The sequence below is a fragment of the Pannonibacter sp. I15F10I1 genome (genome assembly GCF_900185665.1).
Taxonomy (GTDB): domain Bacteria; phylum Pseudomonadota; class Alphaproteobacteria; order Rhizobiales; family Stappiaceae; genus Pannonibacter; species Pannonibacter indicus.
Genome location: NZ_FYAN01000008.1, coordinates 309034 through 333684 on the forward strand (window position 1 = coordinate 309034; position 24651 = coordinate 333684).

17 protein-coding genes are annotated in these 24651 nt (G+C 63.3%); 6 read left to right on the forward strand and 11 right to left on the reverse strand.

Features of this window, described 5'->3' with window-relative positions; genetic code table 11:
* The first annotated feature begins 26 nt into the window (after nt 1-26).
* Nucleotides 27-2576, forward strand: a complete 2550-nt coding sequence (gene cckA, locus IF10I1_RS07325) for a cell cycle histidine kinase CckA (RefSeq protein WP_050472606.1) — start codon at nt 27-29, stop codon at nt 2574-2576.
* A gap of 153 nt (nt 2577-2729) precedes the next feature.
* Here cckA and IF10I1_RS07330 read toward each other — a convergent pair whose 3' ends face one another.
* The 6 genes from IF10I1_RS07330 to IF10I1_RS07355 form a co-directional block, all read right to left on the reverse strand.
* Nucleotides 2730-3260 carry a hypothetical protein gene (locus IF10I1_RS07330; protein WP_208977180.1) on the reverse strand — a complete coding sequence of 177 codons (531 nt, stop codon included), beginning with the start codon at nt 3258-3260 and terminating at the stop codon, nt 2730-2732.
* A gap of 256 nt (nt 3261-3516) precedes the next feature.
* Entirely contained in the window at nt 3517-4956 is a 1440-nt protein-coding gene (locus tag IF10I1_RS07335) for a hypothetical protein (protein WP_123194661.1), read from the reverse strand.
* Between the two features lie 22 nt (nt 4957-4978).
* Entirely contained in the window at nt 4979-5917 is a 939-nt protein-coding gene (locus tag IF10I1_RS07340) for a DUF6384 family protein (RefSeq protein ID WP_186391992.1), read from the reverse strand.
* Between the two features lie 76 nt (nt 5918-5993).
* Nucleotides 5994-7166, reverse strand: a complete 1173-nt coding sequence (locus IF10I1_RS07345) for a hypothetical protein (RefSeq protein WP_050472612.1) — start codon at nt 7164-7166, stop codon at nt 5994-5996.
* Nucleotides 7167-7340: 174 nt separating this feature from the next.
* Nucleotides 7341-8279, reverse strand: coding sequence for a pseudouridine-5'-phosphate glycosidase (locus IF10I1_RS07350; RefSeq protein ID WP_050472613.1), 939 nt, complete (start codon nt 8277-8279; stop codon nt 7341-7343).
* Nucleotides 8280-8416: 137 nt separating this feature from the next.
* A complete protein-coding gene (locus IF10I1_RS07355; RefSeq protein ID WP_082676159.1) occupies nt 8417-9355 on the reverse strand; it encodes a PfkB family carbohydrate kinase in 939 nt (312 codons plus the stop codon).
* Between the two features lie 319 nt (nt 9356-9674).
* On the opposite strand from IF10I1_RS07355, the gene recA reads away from it, so the two are divergent.
* The 3 genes from recA to IF10I1_RS07370 all read left to right on the forward strand — a co-directional run bounded on the left by recA (nt 9675) and on the right by IF10I1_RS07370 (nt 15181).
* Nucleotides 9675-10745, forward strand: a complete 1071-nt coding sequence (recA, locus tag IF10I1_RS07360; protein WP_094461991.1) for a recombinase RecA — start codon at nt 9675-9677, stop codon at nt 10743-10745.
* Between the two features lie 286 nt (nt 10746-11031).
* A complete protein-coding gene (alaS, locus tag IF10I1_RS07365; protein WP_186391991.1) occupies nt 11032-13689 on the forward strand; it encodes an alanine--tRNA ligase in 2658 nt (885 codons plus the stop codon).
* Between the two features lie 283 nt (nt 13690-13972).
* Nucleotides 13973-15181, forward strand: coding sequence for a GGDEF domain-containing protein (locus tag IF10I1_RS07370; RefSeq protein WP_186415035.1), 1209 nt, complete (start codon nt 13973-13975; stop codon nt 15179-15181).
* 33 nt (nt 15182-15214) lie between these two features.
* On the opposite strand, the gene IF10I1_RS07375 is transcribed toward IF10I1_RS07370, so the two are convergent.
* The 3 genes from IF10I1_RS07375 to IF10I1_RS07385 form a co-directional block, all read right to left on the reverse strand.
* Nucleotides 15215-17308 (reverse strand): bifunctional diguanylate cyclase/phosphodiesterase, encoded by a 2094-nt coding sequence (locus tag IF10I1_RS07375; RefSeq protein ID WP_186424414.1) that lies wholly within the window; start codon nt 17306-17308, stop codon nt 15215-15217.
* 385 nt (nt 17309-17693) lie between these two features.
* Nucleotides 17694-18194: a hypothetical protein gene (locus IF10I1_RS07380; RefSeq protein ID WP_186391988.1), complete on the reverse strand. Its 501-nt coding sequence runs from the start codon at nt 18192-18194 to the stop codon at nt 17694-17696.
* 189 nt (nt 18195-18383) lie between these two features.
* Nucleotides 18384-19598, reverse strand: coding sequence for an NADP-dependent isocitrate dehydrogenase (locus IF10I1_RS07385; RefSeq protein WP_186391987.1), 1215 nt, complete (start codon nt 19596-19598; stop codon nt 18384-18386).
* A 133-nt stretch (nt 19599-19731) separates the two neighbouring features.
* Here IF10I1_RS07385 and cutA point away from each other — a divergent pair, with 133 nt between their 5' ends.
* Nucleotides 19732-20046 (forward strand): divalent-cation tolerance protein CutA, encoded by a 315-nt coding sequence (cutA, locus tag IF10I1_RS07390; protein WP_186391986.1) that lies wholly within the window; start codon nt 19732-19734, stop codon nt 20044-20046.
* Between the two features lie 285 nt (nt 20047-20331).
* On the opposite strand, the gene IF10I1_RS07395 is transcribed toward cutA, so the two are convergent.
* On the reverse strand, nt 20332-20568 hold the full coding sequence (locus tag IF10I1_RS07395; protein WP_094461986.1) for a DUF2798 domain-containing protein: 237 nt from the start codon (nt 20566-20568) through the stop codon (nt 20332-20334).
* A gap of 263 nt (nt 20569-20831) precedes the next feature.
* Between IF10I1_RS07395 and IF10I1_RS07400 the strand changes: the two genes are divergently transcribed.
* The gene (locus IF10I1_RS07400) at nt 20832-21704 is read left to right on the forward strand and encodes a bifunctional helix-turn-helix transcriptional regulator/GNAT family N-acetyltransferase (RefSeq protein WP_186391985.1); all 873 of its coding nucleotides are present in this window, start codon (nt 20832-20834) and stop codon (nt 21702-21704) included.
* Between the two features lie 534 nt (nt 21705-22238).
* Here the strand turns inward: IF10I1_RS07400 and IF10I1_RS07405 are convergent.
* Complete coding sequence (locus IF10I1_RS07405) at nt 22239-24470, reverse strand: NADP-dependent isocitrate dehydrogenase (RefSeq protein ID WP_186391984.1); 2232 nt, start codon at nt 24468-24470, stop codon at nt 22239-22241.
* Nucleotides 24471-24651: the final 181 nt, after the last annotated feature.

The following is a 24651-nucleotide window of genomic DNA, read 5'->3' on the forward strand; positions in this document are numbered from 1 at the left end:
GCCGGGCGGGAGGGAGAAGAGTGGTAATGAGCGACAGGGACTCACACATGGCAGAGCCGGTTGTCGACCGTGCGGAGCGGTCGGGAAGCATTGCCGCGCTGCTGCTTCTGGCCTTGGCCCTTCTGGGCGCGGCCACGGCCTTTGCGGTCATGGGCCGCGAGGCTGCAGAGCCCTATGTCCTTGCCCTGCTTGGCATTCTGGCTGTGGTCGGGGTTTTTTCACTGTTCGCGGCAGCCATCGGCCTGTTGCGCTTTTCCACGCGCGGCCGTGCCAGTCCGCTGGGCGGAGCCTTTCTCGACACATTGGAGGAGGGGGCGGTTGTCACCGACGTTGAAGGCCGTCTGATCTACGCGAACCAGGCCTATGCCGTGCTGACGGGCGCTGAAACCCCCGCTGAGGTGCGCACCATCGAACGGGTATTCTCCAGCGATCCGGATGCGGCCGATGTGATGTTCCGCCTGTCCCAGGCCATGCGCGACGGGCGCAAGGCGCAGGAGGAAGTGCGGCTTCCCACCGCATTGGACGGCGATGACAGCGGCGCCCGCTGGTACAGGGTGTCCGTGCGGCCCTTGCAGATCCCGCGCAAGGAAGGCGGCTCCGGCCGTCCCCTGATGGTCTGGCAGCTTGCCGACATCACCCGCGACCGCAGTGATCAGGAAAGCTCCTTCCAGGAGCTGCAGCGCGTCATCAATTTCCTTGATCATGCCCCGGCTGGCTTCTTCTCCTGTGATGCGCGCGGACGGATCGTCTATCTCAACGCCACGCTGGCCGACTGGCTGGGCTATGATCTGGCCCAGTTCCAGGCTGGTGAAGTGCTGCTGGCTGACATCATCCGGGGGGATGGTGCGGAGCTCGTGCGGTCTGTGCGCGGTTCTGCCGGTGAGGTGAAGAGCGAAACCTTCGATCTTGATCTCGTCACCCGCAATGGCCGGGGCCTGCCGGTGCGTCTGCTGCACCGGGTTCCGTTTGGCGCCGAAGGCGTTCCCGGCGACAGCCGCACGCTGGTGTTGAACCGTTCGCGCGGGGAAGAGGTGGCCGAGGCGCTGCGGGCGGCCGAAGTGCGCTTTGCGCGCTTCTTCAACAACACGCCGATTGCCATCGCCTCGCTGGACGCCGAGGGCCGGGTCCTGCGCACCAACGCGCCGTTCCTGCGTCTGTTTGGCCCGGTCGATATTTCCGGCTCCGGCACCCGCATGCAGGATTTCGTCGCTGAGCATGGCCGGGAGGAACTGTCGCGGGCGCTCTCTGCCGCTGCCAAGGGCATCGGGGAGATCGCGCCGGTTGACCTGCCGCTGGCCAATGCCTCTGACGGGCGCTCTGCCACCTTCTATGTCTCTGCCGTGCAGGACGGGGAAGGGGATGGCGAGATGGCCATCGTCTACGCGCTGGAGACGACACAGCAGCGGGCGCTGGAGGCCCAGTTCGCCCAGAGCCAGAAGATGCAGGCTATCGGCCAGCTGGCGGGCGGCGTGGCGCATGACTTCAACAACGTGCTCACCGCCATCATCGGCTTCTCCGATCTTCTGCTGGCGAGCCACCGGCCGACCGATCCGTCCTTCCAGGACATCATGAACATCAAGCAGAATGCCAACCGCGCGGCGGGCCTTGTCCGTCAGCTGCTGGCCTTCTCGCGCCGCCAGACCCTGCGCCCGCAGCAGCTGGCGCTCAATGATGTGCTGGCCGATCTCGCCAACCTGCTGGACCGCCTGCTGGGCGAAAAGGTGGAGCTGAAGGTGGTGCATGGCCGCGACCTGTGGCCGGTGATGGCGGACGTGAACCAGCTGGAGCAGGTGATCGTCAACCTCGCGGTCAATGCGGGCGACGCCATGTCCGACGGCGGCCGCCTGACCATCCGCACCTCAAACGTGACGGAAGAGGACTCGATCCGCTTCGACAACACGCGCGGCATGCCGCCGGGCGAATATACGCTGATCGAGGTGGAAGACACCGGACACGGCATGACACCGGAGATCATGGAAAAGATCTTCGAGCCCTTCTTCTCCACCAAGGAAGTGGGCAAGGGCACCGGTCTTGGCCTCTCCACCGTGTACGGCATCGTCAAGCAGACCGGCGGCTACATCTTCTGCTCGTCCGAGGTGGGCGTGGGAACGGTCTTCCGCATCTTCTTCCCGCGGCACATTCCCAAGGAGCAGCCGGTCATCGAGAAGAAGATCATCGAGGACAGCGACAAGGTGAAGGACCTCACCGGCTCGGCCTCGATCCTGCTGGTGGAAGACGAGGAGGCCGTGCGCGCCTTTGCTGCCCGTGCGCTTGCCTCACGCGGTTACACCGTCCACGAGGCAGGGTCCGGCACGGAAGCGCTGGAGGTGATGGAGGAAACCGGCGGCAGCATCGATCTGGTGGTGTCGGATGTGGTCATGCCGGAAATGGATGGCCCCTCGCTCCTGCGCGAATTGCGCAAGACACGGCCCGATCTCAAGATCATCTTCGTTTCGGGCTATGCGGAAGACGCCTTCGAGGAGAACCTGCCGGAGGGCGAGACCTTCTTCTTCCTGCCCAAGCCCTTCACCCTCAAGCAGCTGGCGACGACCGTTAAGGACGTGCTGTCGAGCTGAGGCGGCCGGGGGCCATGATCTGGCGGAGACGCCGTGCATCATGCTCCCGTCTGGCTGGCTGCGAATGCAAGGCACATAAAAAAGCGCGGTGCGAAAGCAGCGCGCTTTTTTCTTTCATGCCTCGGGAGGCAAAGGAATGTGCCATCCCGGCCGTCAGCTGACAGGCAGCGCCGGGCAGCCGGAGGTCCGCTCAACGCGGGTCTTCAGCCCCTGCAGGCTCTGCATGGTGTTCGGGTTGCCTGGCAGCACGAAACTCTGGGCAAGGGCGGTGCGGGCATTGTTGACGATGGCGACGTCCTGAACCGCCAGCGTGCGGCAGGCCTCGCCGGTGAAGCGCACACGCACGCGGATCAGGCGGTCGCCGTTGTCGGAGGGGCCGAATTCAGCGTCAAGCGCCGGGTTGGCTTCCGTCATCTTGCGCTCGATCACCACCATGTTGGCTTCATCCTGCACAACGGGCGTGCCGCGCTCGGTGGCGCTGGCGATCAGGGCCATGCGCACCTGTTCCGGGCTGCCGGCAATCGACAGGGACTGCGCACCCTGCGGCACCGTCAGCTGCGGCTGTGGGGCAAGTGTGGTCTGCACAGGCCGCTGGGGGCCGCTCGACTGGCAGGCCGCAAGTGCCGCGGCGAGGGCAGGGACGATGATCATCTGGCGCATGGCTGCGATCCTCAAGGTAATCATGTTCAGGCTCCGGCAAGCCTAAACAGGCCACCAGTCCGGTTAACAAAGTTAGAACACATCTGGTTCCGTCACTCATAGATCGGAAAGGAGGCTTTGAAAGCTGGCTACGTCACAATCCACGCGGAAATTTGCCGCTTCCCTGTCTTTTTTCTCATGCCAGTTCGCGATGAGCCCGGCCCGCCGGGGGCAGGTCAGGCCCGCGTGGCGCTTGCGCCTTTCCTGGCGTGATGCCTTCCGCATCCCGGATGCGCTGGCATCAGAATGTCTTTCCCGTGCGGAAGCCGCCGCCCTTGCCCATGGTGCTTCCGGAAGAGCCGGTTCTGAAGCCACCGCTTCCGCGCGAGCTGCCGCCGCCAAGCCCCTGACCCGAAAAGCCGCCGCCAAACGAGCTGCGGCTGGTGCCGCGGCTGCTGGTGTTCTGGCGCACATGCGCCTTGCGGGCGCGGGCCCAGTAGTCCGCGCCGCTGATGGCGCCCTTGACGAGCTCGCCCAGCAGGATGGTGGTCAGGTTGTCGTCCTTGAACGAGGAACCGTAATCGTCATAGCCGTTCTGCCGGAACTGCTGGGTCACCTTGGTCAGTTCCTCGCGGCGGCGGGAAATGTCGCGCTGCAATTCCTTGTCCTGGCGGATCTCGCGGGTCAGATCCTCGATCTGCGCCTCGACATTCTGCAGTTCACGCACGATGGCATCATCCTCGCGCGAGGGGGTGTCGATGGCCTTGCGCAGAAGCGTGTGCAGATCCTCCCGCTGCAGGGCCTTGGCGAGTTCCGCGGCTGCGGCCTGATAGCCTTCGTCCTCACCATCGGTGAAGGTCTGGAGCCGGGCCTGCAGGGCGGAAAGCTCCGCCTCCTGCGCCTCAAGCTGGCTGTCCAATTGCAGGAGGGCGTCCTGCAGCCCGATGGCCTCTCCCTCAAGGTCCCGCCCGGCAAGCCGTGTCAGCGTCTGACGTTCGGACGCGGCAACCGCATCCGCCGCCTCACTGGCCAGCTCATTGCAGCGGGCCGCATGGGCCGTGAGGCGCGGAGGGATCTCGGTCAGCATGGCATAGTTCGGCCGGGCCGCATCAAACCGGATCAGACCGGCGACCCAGCGGTCGAGCGAACGCACCAGGCCTGAGTGGCTGTAGCCCGTGGTGCCGAAGCCGCGCTGCCACAGATACATGAACAGCGGGTCGTTTTCGTAGGCCTTGCCCTTTTCCTCCCGGTCCGCTTCTGCCTGGAGGGCCTTTTCCGAAGCGGCGGTGGCGGTGCGGGCGGCCTGTTCTGCCGCAGCTTTCAGCCCCTTGTGGGTCTCATCTGCGGCAAGGGCCTGGACAAGAGGCCCTTCCAGTGCCTCGATCTGCTCAAGAATGGCGGACCGGGCGGCGGAAAGCCTGTCCCGCTCGCGCATATGCTCTGCCCGCTGGCTTTCCTTGAGGCGGACCTCTTCGGCAAGGCGTGCCAGATCGGCATTGCGCCGCTCCAGCAGCTGGCGCGCTGTCCGCGCCGCGCCTTCCAGATCGGCGCCAAGATGCTCGGCTTCCTCTGTCTCCATGCGGAATTTTGCAAGGTCCCGGAAGCCCTCGCTCATCTTCTCAGATAGGGCCGAAATCGCCCGCGTTGCCCGTTCGATACGGTGGGCAAGCTCGGTCTCCTCGCGGCGCAGATCCGCAAGGGCCTGTTCGATGGCCGAGAGTGTCTGACGTCCGCTCAGCATGGCTCAAGCCCCCGTTCCGGTGTCACCATTCGGTAATGGCCCCCTGTTCCACCGGCTTGCTCCACTCGATGCCGAGCTTGCCGCGCAGCTTCACGCCCAGTTCGGCATCCTGGACGATGCCATCCTTCGCCTTGTCGTCGCGTACCGCATTGAAAACGCTGACCGGTACCCGCTGCGCCCAGATGGTCACGGTCTTTTCCCTGCCGTCTTCCTCCGAGACGATCCGCCGTGGCAGAGGCTTGCCATCGGCACCGATCGCCTCCACCACCAGATAAAAGTTCTCGGCCGACTGATTCACATCGGGAATGCGTGTCACCCCTGTGGGCACATCCGGGCGGGAGACAATGCGAACGGTGAAGGTGGTGGCCAGCTCGCTGTCGAGTGCGGCCAGCTGGTCGCGCACCCGCCGTGCATCGGCCGCATCACCGCGCGCCAGAGCCCGTTCACCGTCAGCCGCAAGCCCTGCGGCCTGCACCTTGACCGCATCGTCCAGGGCTGCGGCATTGATGGCCGCGGTCAGCCGCGCAATGTCCTGAGGCAAAGTCTGGCTGAGCTCGGCCTGGAGAGCCTCCGCAGCCCTTTCACGCGGGGCAGTGACGAGGAAATGCCATGCGGACAAGGAAATCACGAGTGCCGCCAGCGCGATCGCCGCCACGCGGGCATAGCTCATGCGACGGATGTAAAGCAGGGCCAGAAACCGTTGCAGCCCGGCTTTGGGCGGGGCATAGACGAAACGGTCTTCCTTGAGGCTCGCAACACCCTGCTGCAGGATATGATCGGGCACATCAATGCCCTGCGAGGCATAGATATCCCGCAAGCGGGCGATCAGCTGCGCATCACGGTCAGTTCCGCTCAGCTCGCGCTGAACAAGGGCCTCGTCATGGCGCAATGTGTCGACCACATCCATCGCCATCATCAGCTCGTCGAGCGGCTGTCCTGCGGCCTTCTGTGTTGCGGCCATTCCAATCCTCCGGCCCGCTGGGGCTGGTTCATCAAGTCGTGTGCGCCGGCCGGCCTGTCAAGCCGGCCGGATGGGCTCAGCCCTTGATCAGGGCCTCGCCGGCAGCAAGCTTTGCCAGACGGCGCTTGCCATCTTCAACGGCGAGGCGGATCTCCTCGGAGTTTTTCGTCGACATCTCGCGCATCTCGTTGATGATATTGCGCGAATTAACCTGGAAGTTGACCACGCTGTCCACCAGCTTCTTGACCGACGCCGCCTGCACGGTGGGGCCGTAACCGGCTTTCAGCGCGGCCTCCTGCACGGCATCGCCGATTTCGGCCAGCGTCTCGAGGCTCTTGTTGACGCCGTCCTTCATGGCATTCAGGGTCGCGGTCGATTCATGCAGGCCCTGCAGGCCGGTGAAGGAGGCGTTGAGCGCCGTCAGCACCGATTCATTGGTGGAGAAGAAGCTGACCGACTGGGCATAGACCCGCTCCTTGGCGTTGGTCGTCTGCATCAGACGCGCCATGATGACTTCGGACGTGTTGTAGCCGATGGTCAGGTTGTCGGAGAGATCCTTGGCGACCTGATAGCGCTTTTCCTCGTCCTGCATCTCGCGCATGCGCTCGTCGCGGGTGAGTTCCAGCCTTGCCTTGGCCGCAAGATCCTCGCCGCTGAAGGCCGTGACTTCGGCCGACGCTGCTTCCAGCGACGCCTTGGCGGCGTTCAGCTTGGCGGTGGCGGTGTTCAGCACTTCCAGCGCCAGAACCTCGGCCTGTTTCAGCGCGCCGCGATAGTCACGGTAGGCGTTGAGGATGGTCTGCTCACGCTGGATCTGCTCCTTCGTGTCCTTTGCGACCTCCAGATAGGTCTTGCGGATGGTGTCGAAACGGTCGGAAATGGTGCCGCGGCGCATGTCGCGCCAGCGGTTGGACAGGCCTTCCATGAAGGAAATCTTGCCGTCGGCCAGTTGGTCGACCATGGCCTTGGCGTCGTCGCGGATCGAGTTGAAGGCATCCGTGATCGCCTCGTAGCGCTCGCCGATGGTCATGGCGGCGATCTGGGTGCGGACGATCTCGTTGAAGGTGGAGGCCTGGCCGAGCGTGCGGGTGATCACGGCAATCTTGTCCGGCGAGAGATCGGAAATCTGCTCCAGAAGCGCGTTGATCGGCGCATCGGCTTGCGTTTCGGGCATGAGGCCCAGATCCCTGAGGGCGCCGACGGCCCGGTCGAGATACTGCAGCGGGCTCTTGCTCTGTGCCTCGGTCATCGTCTTCCTCCTGCATCTGCGCCCCGCCGGAGGATCCGGCAGGCCTTCCGCTTGTTGCAACCAAATAGGTCAGGCTGATGACAGCAAGTCAACGCAAAGACCTGCGGGGCCATGATAATCCGCCCGCCCTGTCACATGAAGGCGACAGGGCGGGCGGGGGCATGTGACGCATCGTTACTTTGCCGCCGCCAGAGCCACGGCAATCGCGGCAGCAAGGCGGGCATTGTTGCGCACCAGCGCGATGTTGGTGACGAGGCTGCGGCCCTTCGTCAGCTCGAAGATATGGCCCAGCACGAAGGGCGTGACGGCCTTGCCCCGCACGTCGCGCCGGGCAGCCTCGGCAATGGCCGCGTCAATATACTGGCCCATCTCGCCGCGGCTGATCTCGCTCTCTGCCGGAACCGGATTGGCGATCAGCACGCCGCCATGGCCGCCGAACAGCTTGCGCGCTTCGATCAGGCGGGCGATCTCCCCGGCGCTGTCCATACGGTACGGGGCGGGCAGGCCGCTCTCGCGCGACCAGAAGGCGGGCACTTCGTCCGTGCCATAAGCGATAACCGGCACGCCGCGCGTTTCCAGCACTTCCAGCGTCTTCGGAATATCGAGCAGGGCCTTGGCCCCGGCGCAGACAACGCAGACCGGCGTGCGGGAGAGTTCGTCCAGATCGGCGGAGATATCGAAGCTGGTTTCAGCCCCCTTGTGCACGCCGCCGATGCCGCCCGTGGCAAAGACGCTGATTCCGGCAGCTTCTGCCGCCATCATGGTTGCCGCCACCGTGGTGGAGCCCGGCCGGCCCGTCGCCACCGCAATGGCCAGATCGGCGCGCGAGCACTTCATCACGTTCTTTTCCTGCCCCAGCCGGTCAAGGTCTGCGGCATCAAGGCCGATGCGGATGCGCCCGTCAAGCACGGCGATGGTGGCCGGAACGGCACCCGCCGCGCGGATGTCCGCTTCCACCTGGCGTGCCGTCTCCACATTCTGCGGGAAGGGCATGCCGTGGGTGATGATGGTCGATTCCAGCGCCACGATGGGCTTGCCGGCAGCGCGGGCGGCCTGAACCTCGGCGGAATAGACGAGAAGATCCTGAAGGCTGGCGGGCAGGGAGGTGGACATGGTTCTTTCCTCAAGGCTTGCGGCCCGTGCCGGACCATTGCGGGGCGGCACGGCGCTGAAAGGGGGGATGGCTTTGGCTACGCCTTAAGGGCGTGCCGGCCGGTTGGTGTTCTTATAGACCTGCGGGTGCTGCAGGTTCAACGTGGGGCAGAGGCTGAAGGCAGTGCCTCAAGCGCCGCCCAGCTCAGGCCTGCCGCCACTGCGCCGGTGACGGCAAGCGTCATGGCGGCTGCAGCAAGGCCTTTCTCGAGGCTCTCGGAGAGGGGCAGGTTGCGGGCGATGCCCGCAAGCGTTCCGGCCATCAGCGCGTCGCCCGCACCGGTCACGTCATGGACCATGGCGGGAGGCGGGGTCAGGAAGCCATGAGCCTCACCCTTGGACCAGAAGAGCGGCTTTGCACCTGCGCTGATCACCACGGCTCCCGGGCCAAGGGCCCGCAGGGCGGCGCCGAGTTCTTCCTGCAGGGTATCGGAGCTGAGCCCGGTAAGGTGTGCGGCCTCGCCCCGGTTGACGAAGAGGATATCAAGCCGCGGCAGGATGGGGCGAAGGCGTGCCGCCTTGGCATTCGACACCGCATCGGCCGCCAGTAGCCTGCTACCGGAGGCCTGTGCCAGCGCTTCGAGCACGGCCTGGGGCAGGTTGGCCTCGATGAACCAGAGGCCGGCTGCCCGTGCCGCCGGTGACAGATCACGTGCGAGCGACGCATCAAGGCTCTCGGTGATATCCGTATCGACCACAGCGGCGGCAAGCGAGCCATCCGGGTCATGCAGGGCCACGTAACGGCCTGTGGGCATCGGCAGGGTGCGCACGCCATAAAGGTTCAGCTGTTCGCGCCCCAGAAGGCTGCGCAATGCGGCGCCGTCGCCGTCATCTCCCAGCGCTCCGCTGAGGGCCACCGGCACGCCGAGCTTCGCCAGCCCCCGCGCCACATTGGTGGCAACGCCGCCGGGCATGCCCCGCATGGTGGACGGGGTGGAGGTTTCGCGGTGGATGGGCTCCTTCGCATGGGCGATCAGGTCGAGATGAATGGCGCCGAAGCAGGCCGCCGGGGCCGCTGTCTGGACTGTTCCGTTCATTGCCGTGTCTCCTTGCAAGGCCCGTCCCGGTGCAATGAGGCGGTGCAGGCGTTCGCCCGGCCGTCCCGCAGGGCTGCCGCTGCGGCTGTGCAGGGCGCAAACCATATGCCAGCGATTCTGCAAACCTGCCAGCCTGCTTGCGAAGCTACGTGAAAAGAACGGGCTTGCGGAAGAGCGTGCAAGCGTGAACATACACGGAACTCATTGACGAAAAACGATAAAAAACAATCTTGTAAAAGATCTTGGCAAATTGGAACAAAGAGGGTACAAAAGCTGAGTTTGAAACGGCGGGTCCATCGTGGAATAAGGAGCCTCGCACATGTCTCAGAGTTCACTTCGCCTTGTAGAGAGCAGCCAGATGGACAAGACCAAAGCGCTGGATGCAGCGCTCTCGCAGATCGAACGGGCCTTCGGTAAGGGCTCCATCATGCGCATGGGCCAGGGGCAGGTGGTTGAGGTCCAGACGGTCTCCACCGGCTCCCTCGGCCTCGATATTGCGCTGGGCATCGGCGGATTGCCGAAGGGCCGTATCGTCGAGATTTACGGCCCGGAATCCTCGGGCAAGACGACGCTGGCCCTGCACACCATTGCCGAGGCTCAGAAGTCCGGCGGCATCTGCGCCTTCGTGGATGCCGAGCATGCGCTCGATCCGATCTATGCCCGCAAGCTGGGCGTCAATCTGGACGACCTGCTGATCTCCCAGCCCGATGCCGGTGAACAGGCGCTTGAAATTGCCGATACGCTGGTGCGCTCCGGCGCCATCGACATTCTGGTGGTGGACTCGGTGGCCGCCCTAACGCCGAAGGCCGAGCTGGAAGGCGAAATGGGCGACAGCCTGCCGGGCATGCAGGCCCGCCTGATGAGCCAGGCGCTGCGCAAGCTCACCGCCTCGATCTCCAAGTCGAACTGCATGGTGATCTTCATCAACCAGATCCGCATGAAGATCGGCGTCATGTTCGGCTCGCCCGAAACCACGACGGGCGGCAACGCGCTGAAGTTCTATGCCTCCGTCCGCCTCGACATCCGCCGCATCGGCTCCATCAAGGACAGGGAAGAGGTTGTCGGCAACCAGACCCGCGTCAAGGTGGTGAAGAACAAGCTGGCGCCTCCGTTCCGTCAGGTCGAGTTCGACATCATCTACGGTGAAGGCGTGTCCAAGTCGGGTGAGCTGGTCGATCTGGGCGTCAAGGCGAATATCGTCGAGAAGTCCGGCGCCTGGTTCTCCTACAACAGCCAGCGCCTCGGTCAGGGCCGCGAGAACGCCAAGCAGTTCCTGCGTGACAATCCGGCCATTGCCGACGAGATCGAGCTCGCCATCCGCCAGAACGCCGGTCTTCTGGCCGAAGCCATCACCACCGGTGACAGCGACAGCGAAGACGCTGACGATTGATATCCCCTGCCGGTACAGGCTGCCGGTGATATATCCCTTACGCCAGATCGTTTTGAGGACCCGCGTTTTGCGGGTCTTCTGCTGTCTGGGGCAGGATTGCCGCGAGGGCTGGTCTTCTGCCCCTTGAAGGCAAGCGCCAAATGCAGCTGCCTCGCTTCTGGACAGGCCGAAGGGTGAAAGATAAAAGGCTTTGAACTGCTTGCGCGGGAAAGGCCGGGGCAGGGGGCAGGAGAGTGCACCCGCCGGAGATATCCCGCGCTGCCGATGGATCGAGAGCGAGACCTAGATGAGCGGCGTAAACGAGATCAGATCAGCGTTTCTGGAATATTTTGCCAAGAATGGCCATCAGGTCGTGGAATCGAGCCCCCTGGTGCCGCGCAACGACCCGACGCTCATGTTCACCAACGCGGGCATGAACCAGTTCAAGAATGTGTTCACCGGCCTGGAAAAGCGCGACTACGACCGCGCCGTGACCGCGCAGAAGGTGGTGCGCGCCGGCGGCAAGCACAACGATCTCGACAATGTGGGCTACACCGCCCGCCATCACACCTTCTTCGAGATGCTGGGCAACTTCTCCTTCGGTGACTATTTCAAGGAGCGGGCCATCGAACTGGCCTGGAACCTGATCACCAAGGAATACGGCCTGCCGAAGGAGCGCCTGATCGTCACCGTCTATTCGGAAGACGACGAGGCGCACGCCCTGTGGAAGAAGGTGGCCGGTCTTTCCGACAGCAAGATCATCCGTATCCCGACCTCGGACAACTTCTGGACCATGGGCGACACCGGCCCCTGCGGCCCGTGCTCCGAAATCTTCTACGATCACGGCGACCATATCTGGGGCGGCCCTCCGGGTTCGGCCGAGGAAGATGGCGACCGCTTCATCGAGATCTGGAATCTCGTGTTCATGCAGTATGAGCAGACGCCGGAAGGCCGCTTCAACCTGCCGCGTCCGTCGATCGACACCGGCATGGGGCTGGAACGCGTGGCCGCCGTGCTGCAGGGCGTCCATGACAACTACGACATCGACCTGTTCCGCGCCCTGATTTCGGCCTCGGTCAATGCGACCGGCGTTGAAGCGGATGGGGCTGCCCGTTCGAGCCACCGCGTCATTGCCGACCACCTGCGCTCCTCCTGCTTCCTGATTGCCGATGGCGTGCTGCCGTCGAACGAAGGCCGTGGCTATGTCCTGCGCCGCATCATGCGCCGTGGCATGCGCCATGCGCATCTGCTGGGCGCGCGCGAGCCGCTGATGTGGAAGCTGGTGCCCGCGCTCATCCGCGAGATGGGCCGTGCCTATCCGGAACTGGTGCGTGCCGAAGCCCTGATCACCGAGACGCTGCGCCTCGAAGAAACCCGCTTCCGCAAGACGCTGGAACGCGGCCTTGGCCTCCTCGACACGGCGACCGCCGATCTCTCCAAGGGCGGTGAGCTGGATGGCGAGACGGCCTTCAAGCTTTACGACACCTATGGTTTCCCGCTGGACCTGACGCAGGACGCCCTGCGTGCCCGCGGCATCACCGTGGACACGGATGGTTTTGCAACCGCCATGGAGCGGCAGAAGGCCGAGGCCCGTGCGGCCTGGGCGGGGTCCGGCGAAAGCGCCACGGACACGGTGTGGTTCGCGCTCAAGGAAAAGTGCGGCGCGACCGAGTTCCTGGGCTACGAGACGGAGCAGGCGGAAGGCGCCGTTCTGGCACTGGTCGCCGATGGCAAGGAAACGGACAAGCTGACGGCCGGACAGACGGGCTTCGTCATCCTCAACCAGACGCCCTTCTATGGCGAATCCGGTGGTCAGGTTGGCGACACCGGCGTCATGAAGGCTGCAGGCGTGCGTCTCAAGGTCACCGAAACCCAGAAGAAGGCCGATGGCCTCTTCATCCACGCTGTGACGGTGGAAGAGGGCACGGTGACGGTTGGTCTTGGTGTCGAGCTGGTGGTGGACCATTCCCGCCGCAGCCACATCCGCTCCAACCACTCGGCCACGCATCTGCTGCATGAGGCCCTGCGCGAAGTGCTGGGCTCGCATGTGGCGCAGAAGGGCTCGCTGGTCACGCCGGACCGCCTGCGCTTCGACTTCTCCCATCCCAAGCCGATTGACGATGCGGAGCTGAAGCAGGTCGAGGCGATTGCCAACGAGATCATCCTGCAGAACGCCCCGGTCGACACCCGCCTGATGGCGGTGGACGAGGCGATCGAAAGCGGTGCCATGGCGCTCTTCGGCGAGAAATACGGCGAAGAGGTGCGTGTGGTGTCCATGGGCACGGCGCTGCATGGGCCGAAGGCGGGCAAGACCTATTCGGTCGAGCTTTGCGGCGGCACGCATGTGAAGCGCACCGGTGACATCGGCCTCGTGCGCCTCGTCTCGGAAGGTGCAGTGGCCGCCGGCGTGCGCCGTCTGGAAGCGCTGACCGGCGAAGCTGCCCGTGCCTATCTCGACGAGCAGGACACCCGCGTCCGCGAGATCGCGTCCATCCTGAAGGTTGGCGCGGGCGAGATCACGGCCCGCGTTGCCCAGCTGCTGGACGAGCGCAAGCGCATGGAGAAGGAACTCTCCGAAGCACGCAAGAAGCTCGCCATGGGCGGGGGCGCTTCCGGTGGTGCAGACCAGCCGCGTGAAATCAACGGTGTCAAGTTCCTCGGCCGCGCGCTGGATGGCATTCCGGCCAAGGACCTGAAGGGCATGGTGGACGAAAGCCGCACCGCGCTCGGCTCCGGCATCGTTGTGCTGATCTCGGTTTCCGAAGACGGCAAGGGCAGTGCCGTGGTTGGCGTCAGCGAAGACCTGACCTCCCGCTTCAGCGCGGTGGATCTGGTGCGCGTCGCCTCTGAAGCTCTTGGCGGCAAGGGCGGCGGCGGCCGTCTGGACATGGCGCAGGCCGGTGGCCCGGACGGGAGCAAGGCTGCGGAAGCCCTGGCGGCCATCGAGGCTGCCATCGCAGGCTGACGGGCGTTTCAGCCCGCCGGGATGAGTTGGAAACCGGCAGTGCGGCAAAGTGCCTCTTCAGAGGCCCCCGCCGCACTGCCGGTGTGCGTTTGTTTTGAAATAATTGATTTTTTGCCTGTAGCTTTGCCGGGCTTCTGTCCCAAGGCTTTCGGTGCCGGCGCATCATGCCTTGAAATTGCTCAGGCGCCACGCGGGCTTGATCAACGCGCATTGGGCCGTGTTCATTGCGTGTTGGATGTGCCGGGTTGCGTTTCTGGAGGTGCCGTTGGAGCTGCTTTTTTCTGTGCCTGCGATACTGCTTGGTCTTTCCGGCGTCTATGCGGTGTTTACGCTGACGCTGGCGGCAGCTGTCGTGCGCTATCCGGGCTCCACATATCTGCGCCTCTGGTTTGCTGTTTTCCTGCTCGCATCGGCCGGCAGTACCTGCATCGCATTGCGTGGCACAGTGCCGCTTGCGGTGAGCGATAACGTTGGCTTTGGCCTCTTCATCACGGCTCTGGGCTTTGTCTGGCTCGGCATGCGGTCCTTCTTCGGCCGGTATGTGCCCTATCTGCTTCCCGTCATGGCTGCGCTCGGTGTTGTTCCGCTCAGCCATTTCCTTGATGAAAGTCAGGATCTGGCAGCGCTCTGGCGCCTGGTCTATGCCCTTGCATTCGCAGGTTTCTTCTTTCTGCTGACGGCATCTGAACTGCGGCGCAGCATCCGTGAGGAGGGCCTGCCTTCGGCGCGGGCGGCCGCTGGGGTCTATACCAGCTTTTCCTTCGTTCACCTGGCGGCTCTGCCGCTGCCGTTCCTCTTCCCCGTCCGGTTCGACGGCCTCATCCCCAGCTCCGACTGGCTGTTCGGGCTGCTTTTCCTGTCGTTGATGCACACTGTTGCGGTGGTGTTTCTGGGCATTGTCCTGTCGAACGAGCGCATGGCCAAGGCCATGCGGTATCTGGCGGACACGGATGAACTGACAGGCCTGCCAAACCGGCGCGCCTTCCTGCGTCAGGTGGAGCAGTCACTGGCATCGGGGGCCGGCGGCACGCTGCTGATTGCTGACGTCGATCACTTCAAGCAGATCAATGACCGGTATGGCCACCAGTGCGGCGATGCGGTGCTGAAGAGTTTTGCGGCCATGCTGGAGCAGCTTTCAGGAGAGCGGCTGTTCGCGGCCCGCATCGGCGGTGAGGAGTTCGGTATTTTCCTGCCCGGTCTGACGGGGCCGCATCTGGATTTGCTGGCTGCTCAGCTTTGCCGCGCAGCCGCCGTGTTGCAGATGGAACATGCCGGCAAGGCCATTCCGGTCACGATCAGCACGGGTGTGGCCGATACCTCTGGCTCCAACGCGTCCTATGAACAGCTGTTTGCCGAGGCGGACCGGGCGCTCTATCTCGCCAAACGCTCAGGCCGGAACTGTTTCCGCCGCCTGCCGCAGATCCGCCTGGTGCATGAGACCGGTGCGGAGGAGGGCGGAGAGAAGGGCGATGGAAAGCGCCAGCTCGCCTGAATTCGAGGCGGGACGTTCAGGCCGGGACGCAGGTCAATTCCGTGCAGCTTTCGCTTTTGCCGGTCTGGCTCCGAGCCAGACGCGCTGGCTGGCGGCATCGCGCAAGGGCGGGGCCAGAAAGTAACCCTGCGCATAGGTGCAGCCTGCATCTTTCAGGAAGGCCAGCTGCCGCTCATCCTCAACCCCTTCCGCGACAATGCTGATGCCGAGGCCCTTCGCCAGGTGAATCATGGTTTCGACAATCACCGCATCCTGGCGGGAGGTTGTGACGCGCGTGGTGAATGACCGGTCGATCTTGACACCGGTGACCGGAAACTGACGCAGATGCGTCAGTGAGGCAAAGCCGGTGCCGAAATCGTCAAGTGACAGCTGGAAGCCCAGGTCATGCAGGCGCTCAAGGGTCCTGCCGATCTGACAGGCAGAGCGGTCGATCAGCACGGTTTCCGTGATTTCGAGCACCAGCCGGTCCGGCGTCAGGCCATGCCGGACAAGGCTCTCGCGCAGCATGGCAGGCAGGTTGTCGCATTTCAGTTGGGCAAGACCCAGATTGACCGACAGCGTGCCCGCGCCAAGACCGGCGCGTTCGAGAGCGGCAAAGCTCTGGCAGCTTTTTTCGAAAAGCTCCTGCCCGAGTGCCAGCCCCATTCCGGCATCTTCCGCTATGGCGACAAATTCGAAGGGCGGCATGTCTTCACCTTGCCGGTTCCACCGGGCAAGGCTTTCAAAGCCGTGGTGCCGGCCGGTTGAAATGTTGACGATGGGCTGCAGGGCCACGGTGATGTTGCCGGCCAGAAGGGCTTCGGAAAGGGCGGTCTTGACCTCGGCCACCCGGTGCAGCCTGCGGCCGAGCTTCTCATCGAACAGGGTCCAGCCGTTGCGGCCGTTTTCCTTGGTCTTGTAGAGGGCACTGTCGGCGTTCTTGAAAAGCTCGTCCACCGTGGTGCCATCGCGGGGGAAGAGGGCAATGCCCATAGAGATGCCCGGCCGGAGCATCCGGTTTCCAGCCGGCATTTCCTTCGTCAGGGCCTTGTGCAGCGTGTTGGCGACCACCTCACAGGCCTCTTCGCGCTCGAAACCGGTGACAAGCACCGCGAATTCATCCCCGCCAAGCCGGGCAAGGGTATCTTCGCCGCGCAGGGTCTGGCGCAGGCGCTTGGCCACCGTCTTGAGCACCAGATCTCCGGCATCATGGCCAAGGGTGTCGTTGATGGACTTGAAGTGGTCGACATCCAGCAGAATGAGAGCGCCCATGCGGTCCGAGGACCGGGAGCCCTTGAGTGTGCGCTGCAGGGCGGTGATGAGGACGCTGCGGTTGGCAATGCCGGTGAGGGAATCCGTCTCTGCGGTCTGGCGCACGGCCACCTCTGCGGCCTTCAGGGCGGTCACATCGGTCCTGACGCCGACAATGTTGCCGGAGGCGGATTTGCGCTCGCGCACGTGCAGCCAGCGCCCGTTCGGCAGCTTCTGGATCAGGGCCTTGCCGGGCGGGTTGCGGTGGTTGGCAAGGCGTGTGCGCAGCCACTTTTCCTTCTCCTCCGGCGCCGTACCGGCATCCAGATACTGTCCGGCCTCCAGCCCGTAGCGCAGGATGGTCTCGAATTTCTCGCCAAGCCGGATGGCCGGAGCCGAATAGCTGTAGAGATCCTTGTAGGCGGCGTTGAAGATGATGAGCCGGTCTTCGCTGTTATAGGCCGCAAGCGCATCGGGAATGGATTCGAGCACATCATCCAGCAGCGCCCGGGCCTGATCGGCCTCGTTCTGAGCCGTCATCCAGGGGGTGTTGTTGACCGCCAGTCCAACGGCCCCGGTCACCTGTCCCTCTTTCATCAGCGGGACGAGAACAGTCTCTATGTACTGGCTTCCATCACGCGTCGTGACGTGGCGGCTGTAGCGGACACGCTCTCCCTTGAGCGCGCGCTCGTGATGCTGATGCCAGTCGGCAGCCTGGTCTTCGGGCACCCATGTTTCCACGGCCCTTTTGCCGGCCAGATCGCCGAAGGCCGCAATATCTACGCTGTTCTGAAAGACATAGACGCCCTGAGCATTCAGGATCCAGGCACCATACGGCAAAGCCTCGAGAAGCTCACACAGGTCTATACCAGCCGTATCGAAATCCATGACATGCATGTCTTGCTCTCGCGCCGCCTTGGTGAGGTGCCGGAAACAGCATGCGTCCGCTTTGGAAACGTTTCGTTAAACCGATGAATAGCTATTTCATGAAGTGCCAGAAAAATTGAGTAATTTTCCTTTATTATCTGAAATTTTCCGGACTAAATCCGGATCTACTATGCTCATTTATGATCTATATTCCCGGCATATGTGCCGATTTCATGGGTGTTGGCTGGTGTCTGTTTCCTCCTGTCTGGATGATAGGGCCATCTGAAGCCGCAATTGGGAAAAATTACAGAGGTCCGGAATATCTTCTCAGATCAGGCATGCAGCTGATCTTGCTCTCTCAGCCGGAGCCTGATTGGCTCCGGCTGAGAGAGGTCTTGGCGTTTCGCGCGGCCTCTCAATTGATGACAGGCAGAAGACCCTTCGGCAGTTGATCGTAGAGCGGCTGACCCAGCCAGAAGACATCCGTCGGCCCGATGGCAAAGTCGACCACGTACCAGTAGCCGTCGACCTCGCGCTGCAGGACGAAAAGCCCGGGGCCATCACGGTATTCCATCTCCTCGGCAATCAGCGTCTTGCTGAGATCAATCGGCTTGCCGCCGGGGCGCTGCGGGTCGAGGATGGCGAAGGCCCAGCCATCGGCAACGCGCATGTGGCGGACGGAAAACTCGACCGGCGCACCAACGCGCACCTCCATGATCGGGCGGGCCGAGTCCAGAATGGCCGTGCGCTCCTCGCTGCCGCGCCCGGGCTCATAAGCCTTTTCCGCCATGGCGGGGGCAGTCATCATGGCGGGGAGCATGGCGCCGGTGGCGAGGGAAAGGGGCAGGACAGCCCGAAACACGGTGGCTGCCAGAAGGTGCCGCAGCTTCGCGCCGGGGCTCTGAAAGGATCGCATCGAAAAAACTCTCTGCAAACGGAGTGCATGACCCTGCCACTCTGGCAGGGCCGGCAGTATCCGTGCCCGATCGGCACGGAAATTTCCAGTGCCCGATGCAGAGCTGTGTTGCTGTTGCTTCCGCTCAAACGCAAACGGCCCGGATAACGCTCCGGGCCGTTCATCATCCTGTCTTGCAACCGGAAAGGCTCAGGCCGCCATGGCCTTCTGCAGGTTGCTCTCGATCTTGTCGAGGAAGCCGGTGGTGGTCAGCCAGTTCTGGTCCGGGCCAACGAGCAGGGCGAGGTCCTTGGTCATGAAGCCGGCTTCCACCGTCTCGATGCAGACCTTCTCCAGCGTCTGCGCAAACTTGGCCAGATCCACATTGCCGTCCAGCTTGGCCCGGTGGGCGAGGCCACGGGTCCAGGCGAAGATCGAGGCGATCGGATTGGTCGAGGTCTGCTCGCCGCGCTGGTGCTGGCGGAAGTGGCGGGTAACGGTGCCGTGGGCGGCTTCCGCTTCCACCGTCTTGCCATCCGGCGTCATCAGCACGGAGGTCATCAGGCCCAGCGAGCCGAAGCCCTGCGCCACGATGTCCGACTGCACGTCGCCATCATAGTTCTTGCAGGCCCAGACATAGCCGCCCGACCACTTCAGCGCCGAAGCCACCATGTCGTCGATCAGGCGGTGCTCGTACCAGATCTTCTTTTCGGCATAGGCGTCCTTGAACTCCTTGTCGAAGATCTCCTGGAACAGGTCCTTGAAGCGGCCGTCATAGGCCTTCAGGATCGTGTTCTTGGTGGAGAGATAGCAGGGCACGCCGCGCTGCAGGGCGTAGTTGAAGGAGGCGCGGGCAAAATCGATGATGCTTTCATCGAGATTGTACATGGCCATGGCGACACCGGCGGAGGGGGCGTCATAGACCTCGTGCTCGATGACGCTGCCGTCCTCGCCCTTGAAGGTGATTGTCAGCTTGCCCTTGCCGGGGAAGCGGAAGTCGGTGGCGCGGTACTGGTCGCCGAAGGCGTGACGGCCGACGATGATCGGCTGGGTCCAGCCCGGCACCAGGCGCGGCACGTTGCGGATGATGATCGGCTCGCGGAAGATGACGCCGCCCAGAATGTTGCGGATGGTGCCGTTCGGCGACTTCCACATCTTCTTCAGGCTGAATTCCTCGACGCGGGCTTCATCGGGGGTGATCGTCGCGCATTTGACGCCAACGCCGTGCTTCTTGATGGCATTGGCCGCATCGATGGTGATCTGGTCACCGGTTTCATCGCGCTTCTGGATCGACAGGTCGTAATAGTCGAGATCGATATCCAGATAGGGGAAGATGAGCTTGTCCTTGATGAACTGCCAGATGATGCGGGTCATCTCGTCGCCATCGATATCGACGACCGGGTTCGCTACCTTGATCTTTGCCATGGGTTCTGGGCCTCGTCTGGGTTGCGGAAACTGGATTGTGTTCGCGTGTATACGATTTTGATGCCGGTCAGGCAAGCAGCGATTTTCTGCTGATCCTGCCACTTGCAGGCACATATCTGAAGGAACCATAGCCATGCTTCTTGCTGTTTGCACGACAACGGAGACGAAAGAGGAAGCGCGGACGATCGCCCGTGCCGCGGTAGAGGCCAGGCTTGCGGCCTGTGTGCACATGGAGGAGATCACCAGCCTCTACATGTGGGAGGGCAAGGTCAATGAGGGCCGGGAGGTGCGTCTGACGATGAAGACGGCAGCGGAGGCCTATCCCGCTCTCGAAGCCCTCATCCAGCGCCTCCACACTTACGATCTGCCTGCGGTCTATGCCTTCGAGGTGGTGAAGGGCAGCGCGGGGTACATGGAGTGGGTGCGGGGGCAGGTTCGGGCAGGCTGAGGAAGGGGAGCGCGGGCCTTGCCATAAACTCTGTGTCGTCCCGGACGAAGCGGAGCGGAGATCCGGGAACCACTCGTTCGCTGAGCGGCGAGGCTGAAGTGCAGCGCAAAGGCTGGCTGCGAACGGGAGCCTGCCGCAGGGTTTGAGATAACGGCCTCTCTCTGCAAACGAGTAGTCCCCGGCTCGCGCTGCGCTTGGCCGAGGCGACCCGGTGCGGGTTACAATCACGGCGCGCAGCGGAGACGTTGTGCAGAGCTGGCAAGGATGAGGCGCGGGCCTGCGCCGTCATTCCCTCTCGAACTGGCGCAGAAGGAAGCGGGCGATCCGGAAACCCGCCGGGCCCACGGCCATCGACAGCACGAAGGCGACCGGCCAGGCCATTGCAAAGCCTTTCGCCCATATCTGGAGCCACTGCACCGTAGGGCCGAATTCCAGATGCGTGAAAATGCCGCTCATCAGGAAGGCCATGATGCCGGAAATGAAAATCTGGGCAATGATGATCAGCCGGAATTGTGTTTGCATGCCTGCTCGTCCTTCAAGAGAGGGAGCTGGCTTTCACATGCGCACAGCACCCCCTTTGTTCCATGGGGATGCCGCGGGTTCGGTGCACAGGCACCGACTAATTCTCGTGCAAACGAGGGCTGGGATAACCGGACCAGCCATTCCTTTTTCGGCAAGCATATAATGATGATCCATGGGCGTGCGGTCAAGCGTCTCCCGCCGCAGGGGTGCGCTCTTGCTTGCTGTTTGACAAAGCATTTTATCTGACTTAAGTCAGGTAAATCATGTTGAGCGATATCTCCCGTTTCCGCCGTTTCAGCCGTGCCGTCACCACCGAGGTGGGCGCGCTGGATACGTCGTTTCTTGGCCGTGGCCGCCCGCTGGGGGCTGCCCGTGTTCTTAACGCCATCGGGCATGGCCGCACGGATGTGGCGGCCATCCGCTCCTATCTCGGGCTCGACTCCGGGCTGATGAGCCGTCTTCTCCGGTCTCTGGAGGAGGAGGGCATGATCGAGCTGGCCCCCGATCCGGAGGATGCCCGCAAGCGCCGTGCGCAGCTGACCGCCGCAGGGCAGGAGGAATTCGAGATCTACGAGAACCTGTCCGATGAGCGGGCAGAGCGGCTGCTGCAGAGCCATGCTCACCCTCAGGCGCTGCTGGAGGCGATGGATCTGATTGCCTCGGCGCTGGGGCGCGAGCGTTGGAGCTTCGAGGAAGTGGACCCGCGATCTGAAGCCGCACGCCACTGCCTTGAGCAATATTATGCCGAGCTGGACCGGCGGTTCGAGGGCGGCTTTCAGGTGTCGCTGTCTGCCGACCCGGATGCGCAAAGCATGATGCGGCCGAAGGGGGCGTTCTTCGTCACGCTCTCGGACGGCATGCCTCTGGGCTGTGCCGGGCTCAAGGGCACGGACAAGGGCTATGCGGAAATCAAGCGCCTGTGGGTGTCGCCCGCCGCCCGTGGCCTCGGCCTTGCCCGCAAACTGATGGCAAAGACCGAAGAGGCAGCAAGAGAGCTGGGCATCGGCCTGCTGCGCCTCGATACGAACAAGGCGCTTCCCGAAGCGGTCAATTTCTACCGCAAGGAAGGCTGGACCGAAATCGACCGCTTCAATGACGATCCCTATCCGGATTTCTTCTTCGAGAAGCGGCTTTGAGAGGAAGAAGGGGGGCGGCGGCGCCCGGGATGAAGCAAAGCGGAGATCCTGGGGGAATTCGTTTTCAGAGCGGTCAGAGTGGCGCAGGTGGCAGAGATTTTGGAAAATTCCTGCCACGGCGCGGCTTGAGACAACTGCACCCCTCTGCGAGCGAGTAGGCCCCGGCTCGCGCTGCGCTTGGCCGGGGTGACACCGTGCCATTTGTGCAGGGCCGTGCCTGCGCGGCTGAAGCTTTCCTGAGGTGGAGGCATAAGCTCTGGCAGGCCTCATACTCAGCGTCACCCCGGGCGGAGCGAAGCGCAGACCCGGGGACCACTCGCTTGCAGAGCGTTTATGGGGAGTGGGACGCCGAGAGACAGACGTATGAGACCCTACGTGTCTCATCTGCAGTGGGTTGCGGCACCTTTCTGCAAATGAGCAGGCCCCAAGTCTCCATGAATTCCACCAAGGATGTCCCCGGAAGGAACTGTCCAACAAACGAAAAAAGGGCGGCCCGGTGGACCGCCCCTTCTGCATTCAAAGCGCTGATCAGCCTCAGCCGATGATGGCGTTCAGCGTGGCGCTCGGGCGCATGACGGCGGCAACCTTGTCCGCCGGGGCGTGGTAGTAGCCGCCGAGATCGGCCGCCTTGCCCTGAACGGCGTTGAGTTCCGCCACGATCTTCGCTTCATTTGCCGTCAGAGCTTCGGCGACCGGGGCGAAATAAGCCTTCAGTTCGGCGTCCTTGTCCTGTGCGGCAAGGCCCTGTGCCCAGTAGAGGGCGATGTAGAAGTGGCTGCCGCGGTTGTCGAGCTGGCCGACCTTGCGCTGCGGGGACTTGTCGTTGTCCAGCAGCTTCTCGATGGCCTTGTCCAGTGCGTCGGCCAGAACCTGGGCCTTGGCGTTGGACTTGACCTGGGCCAGATGCTCCAGCGAGGCGCCGAGGGCGCAGAATTCGCCAAGCGAGTCCCAACGCAGGTAGTTTTCTTCCACCAGCTGCTGCACGTGCTTGGGGGCAGAGCCGCCGGCGCCCGTTTCAAACAGGCCGCCGCCATTCATCAGCGGCACGATGGACAGCATCTTGGCCGAGGTGCCGACTTCCAGGATCGGATAGAGGTCCGTCAGGTAGTCGCGCAGCACGTTGCCGGTGATGGAGATGGTGTCGAGGCCCTTGGCAATCCGCTCCGTCGAGTAGCGGGCTGCATCGCTCGGGGACATGATCTGCAGGTCGAGGCCCGACGTGTCATGCTGCGGCAGATAGGCTTCCACCTTCTTGATCAGCTCGGCATCGTGGGCGCGGTTCTTGTCCAGCCAGAACACGCCCGGCATGCCGGAGAGGCGGGCGCGGCTGACGCCGAGCTTCACCCAGTCACGGATCGGGGCGTCCTTGGTGAGGCAGGCGCGCCAGATGTCGCCGCCTTCAACCGCATGCTCCAGCAGCGTGGTGCCAGCAGCATCAACGATACGGATGGTGCCATCGGCCTGAGCCTTGAAGGTCTGCGGATGCGAGCCGTATTCCTCGGCCTTCTGGGCCATCAGGCCGACGTTCGGCACGGTGCCCATCTTGGACGGGTCGAGCGCGCCGTTCTTCTTGCAGAACTCGATCACCGCGTCATAGACGCCGGCATAGGACGAGTCCGGGATCACGCACTTGGCATCATTTTCCTTGCCATCCGGGCCCCAGCCCTTGCCACCGGCGCGGATGAGGGCAGGCATGGAGGCGTCGATGATGACGTCGGACGAGACATGCAGGTTGGTGATGCCCTTGTCGGAGTTCACCATGTACATGGCCGGGCCATTGTCCAGCGCAGCCTTGAGATCGGCCTTGATCTCTGCCGCCTTGTCAGCCGGCAGCGTGGCAATCTTGGCTTCCAGATCGCCGATGCCGAGGTCCGGGTTGACGCCGATTTCAGCGAAGGTGGCGGCGTGCTTGGCGAAGACGTCCTTCAGGAAGGTCTTGACCACATGGCCGAAGATGATCGGGTCGGAGACCTTCATCATCGTGGCCTTGAGGTGCACGGAGAAGAGCACGCCCTTGTCCTTGGCGTCCTGAATTTCCTTTTCGAGGAAAGCGGTCAGCGCCTTGGCGCTCATGAAGGTTGCGTCCAGCACATCGCCTTCGGTGAGCTTCAGGTTGTTCTTCAGAACGGTGACAGCACCATCCTTGGCCACGAACTCGATGCGTGCGGTGCCAGCGGAAGCTGCGGCAATCGTCACGGACTTTTCGTTGGCGGCAAAGTCATCCTTGCCCATGGTGGAGACATGGGTCTTCGAGGTGGGCAGCCATGCGCCCATCGAATGCGGGTTCTTCTTGGCGAATTCCTTCACCGCATTCGGAGCGCGGCGGTCGGAGTTGCCTTCGCGCAGAACCGGGTTCACGGCCGAGCCCTTGATCGCCTCATAGGCGGCCTTTACGGCCTTTTCCTCGTCCGTCGCCGGATTGTCCGGGTAGGAGGGAATGGAATAGCCCTGTGCCTGCAGTTCCTTGATCGCAGCATTGAGCTGCGGCTGCGAGGCAGAGATGTTCGGCAGCTTTATGACGTTTGCATCCGGCTCGATCACCAGACGGCCAAGCTCGGCCAGATCGTCGGACTGCTTCTGTGCGTCCGTCAGATACTGCGGGAAGGCTGCAAGGATGCGGCCTGCCAGCGAAATGTCCCTGGTGCCGATGGAGATCCCGGCCGGTTTGGCAAAAGCCTTGATGATCGGCAGGAAGGACGCGCTCGCCAGTTCAGGCGCTTCGTCGACCTTGGTGTAGATGATGTCGGGACGTCCGGTGTCGGCCATGTTCAATCATTCCCACAGTTTGAAACGGTCAGGCGGAGGTGCCGGGGCAGCTCCGGGGAGGGCCACCATAGACACGTATACAGTTGTGCGCAATTTCCGGACGCCTGCCCGGCCGGAAATCCGCAAGGAGTTCTAACAAACGCGGGGGAAAAGGCAATCAAGCGAAAACCCTGAGGGCGGC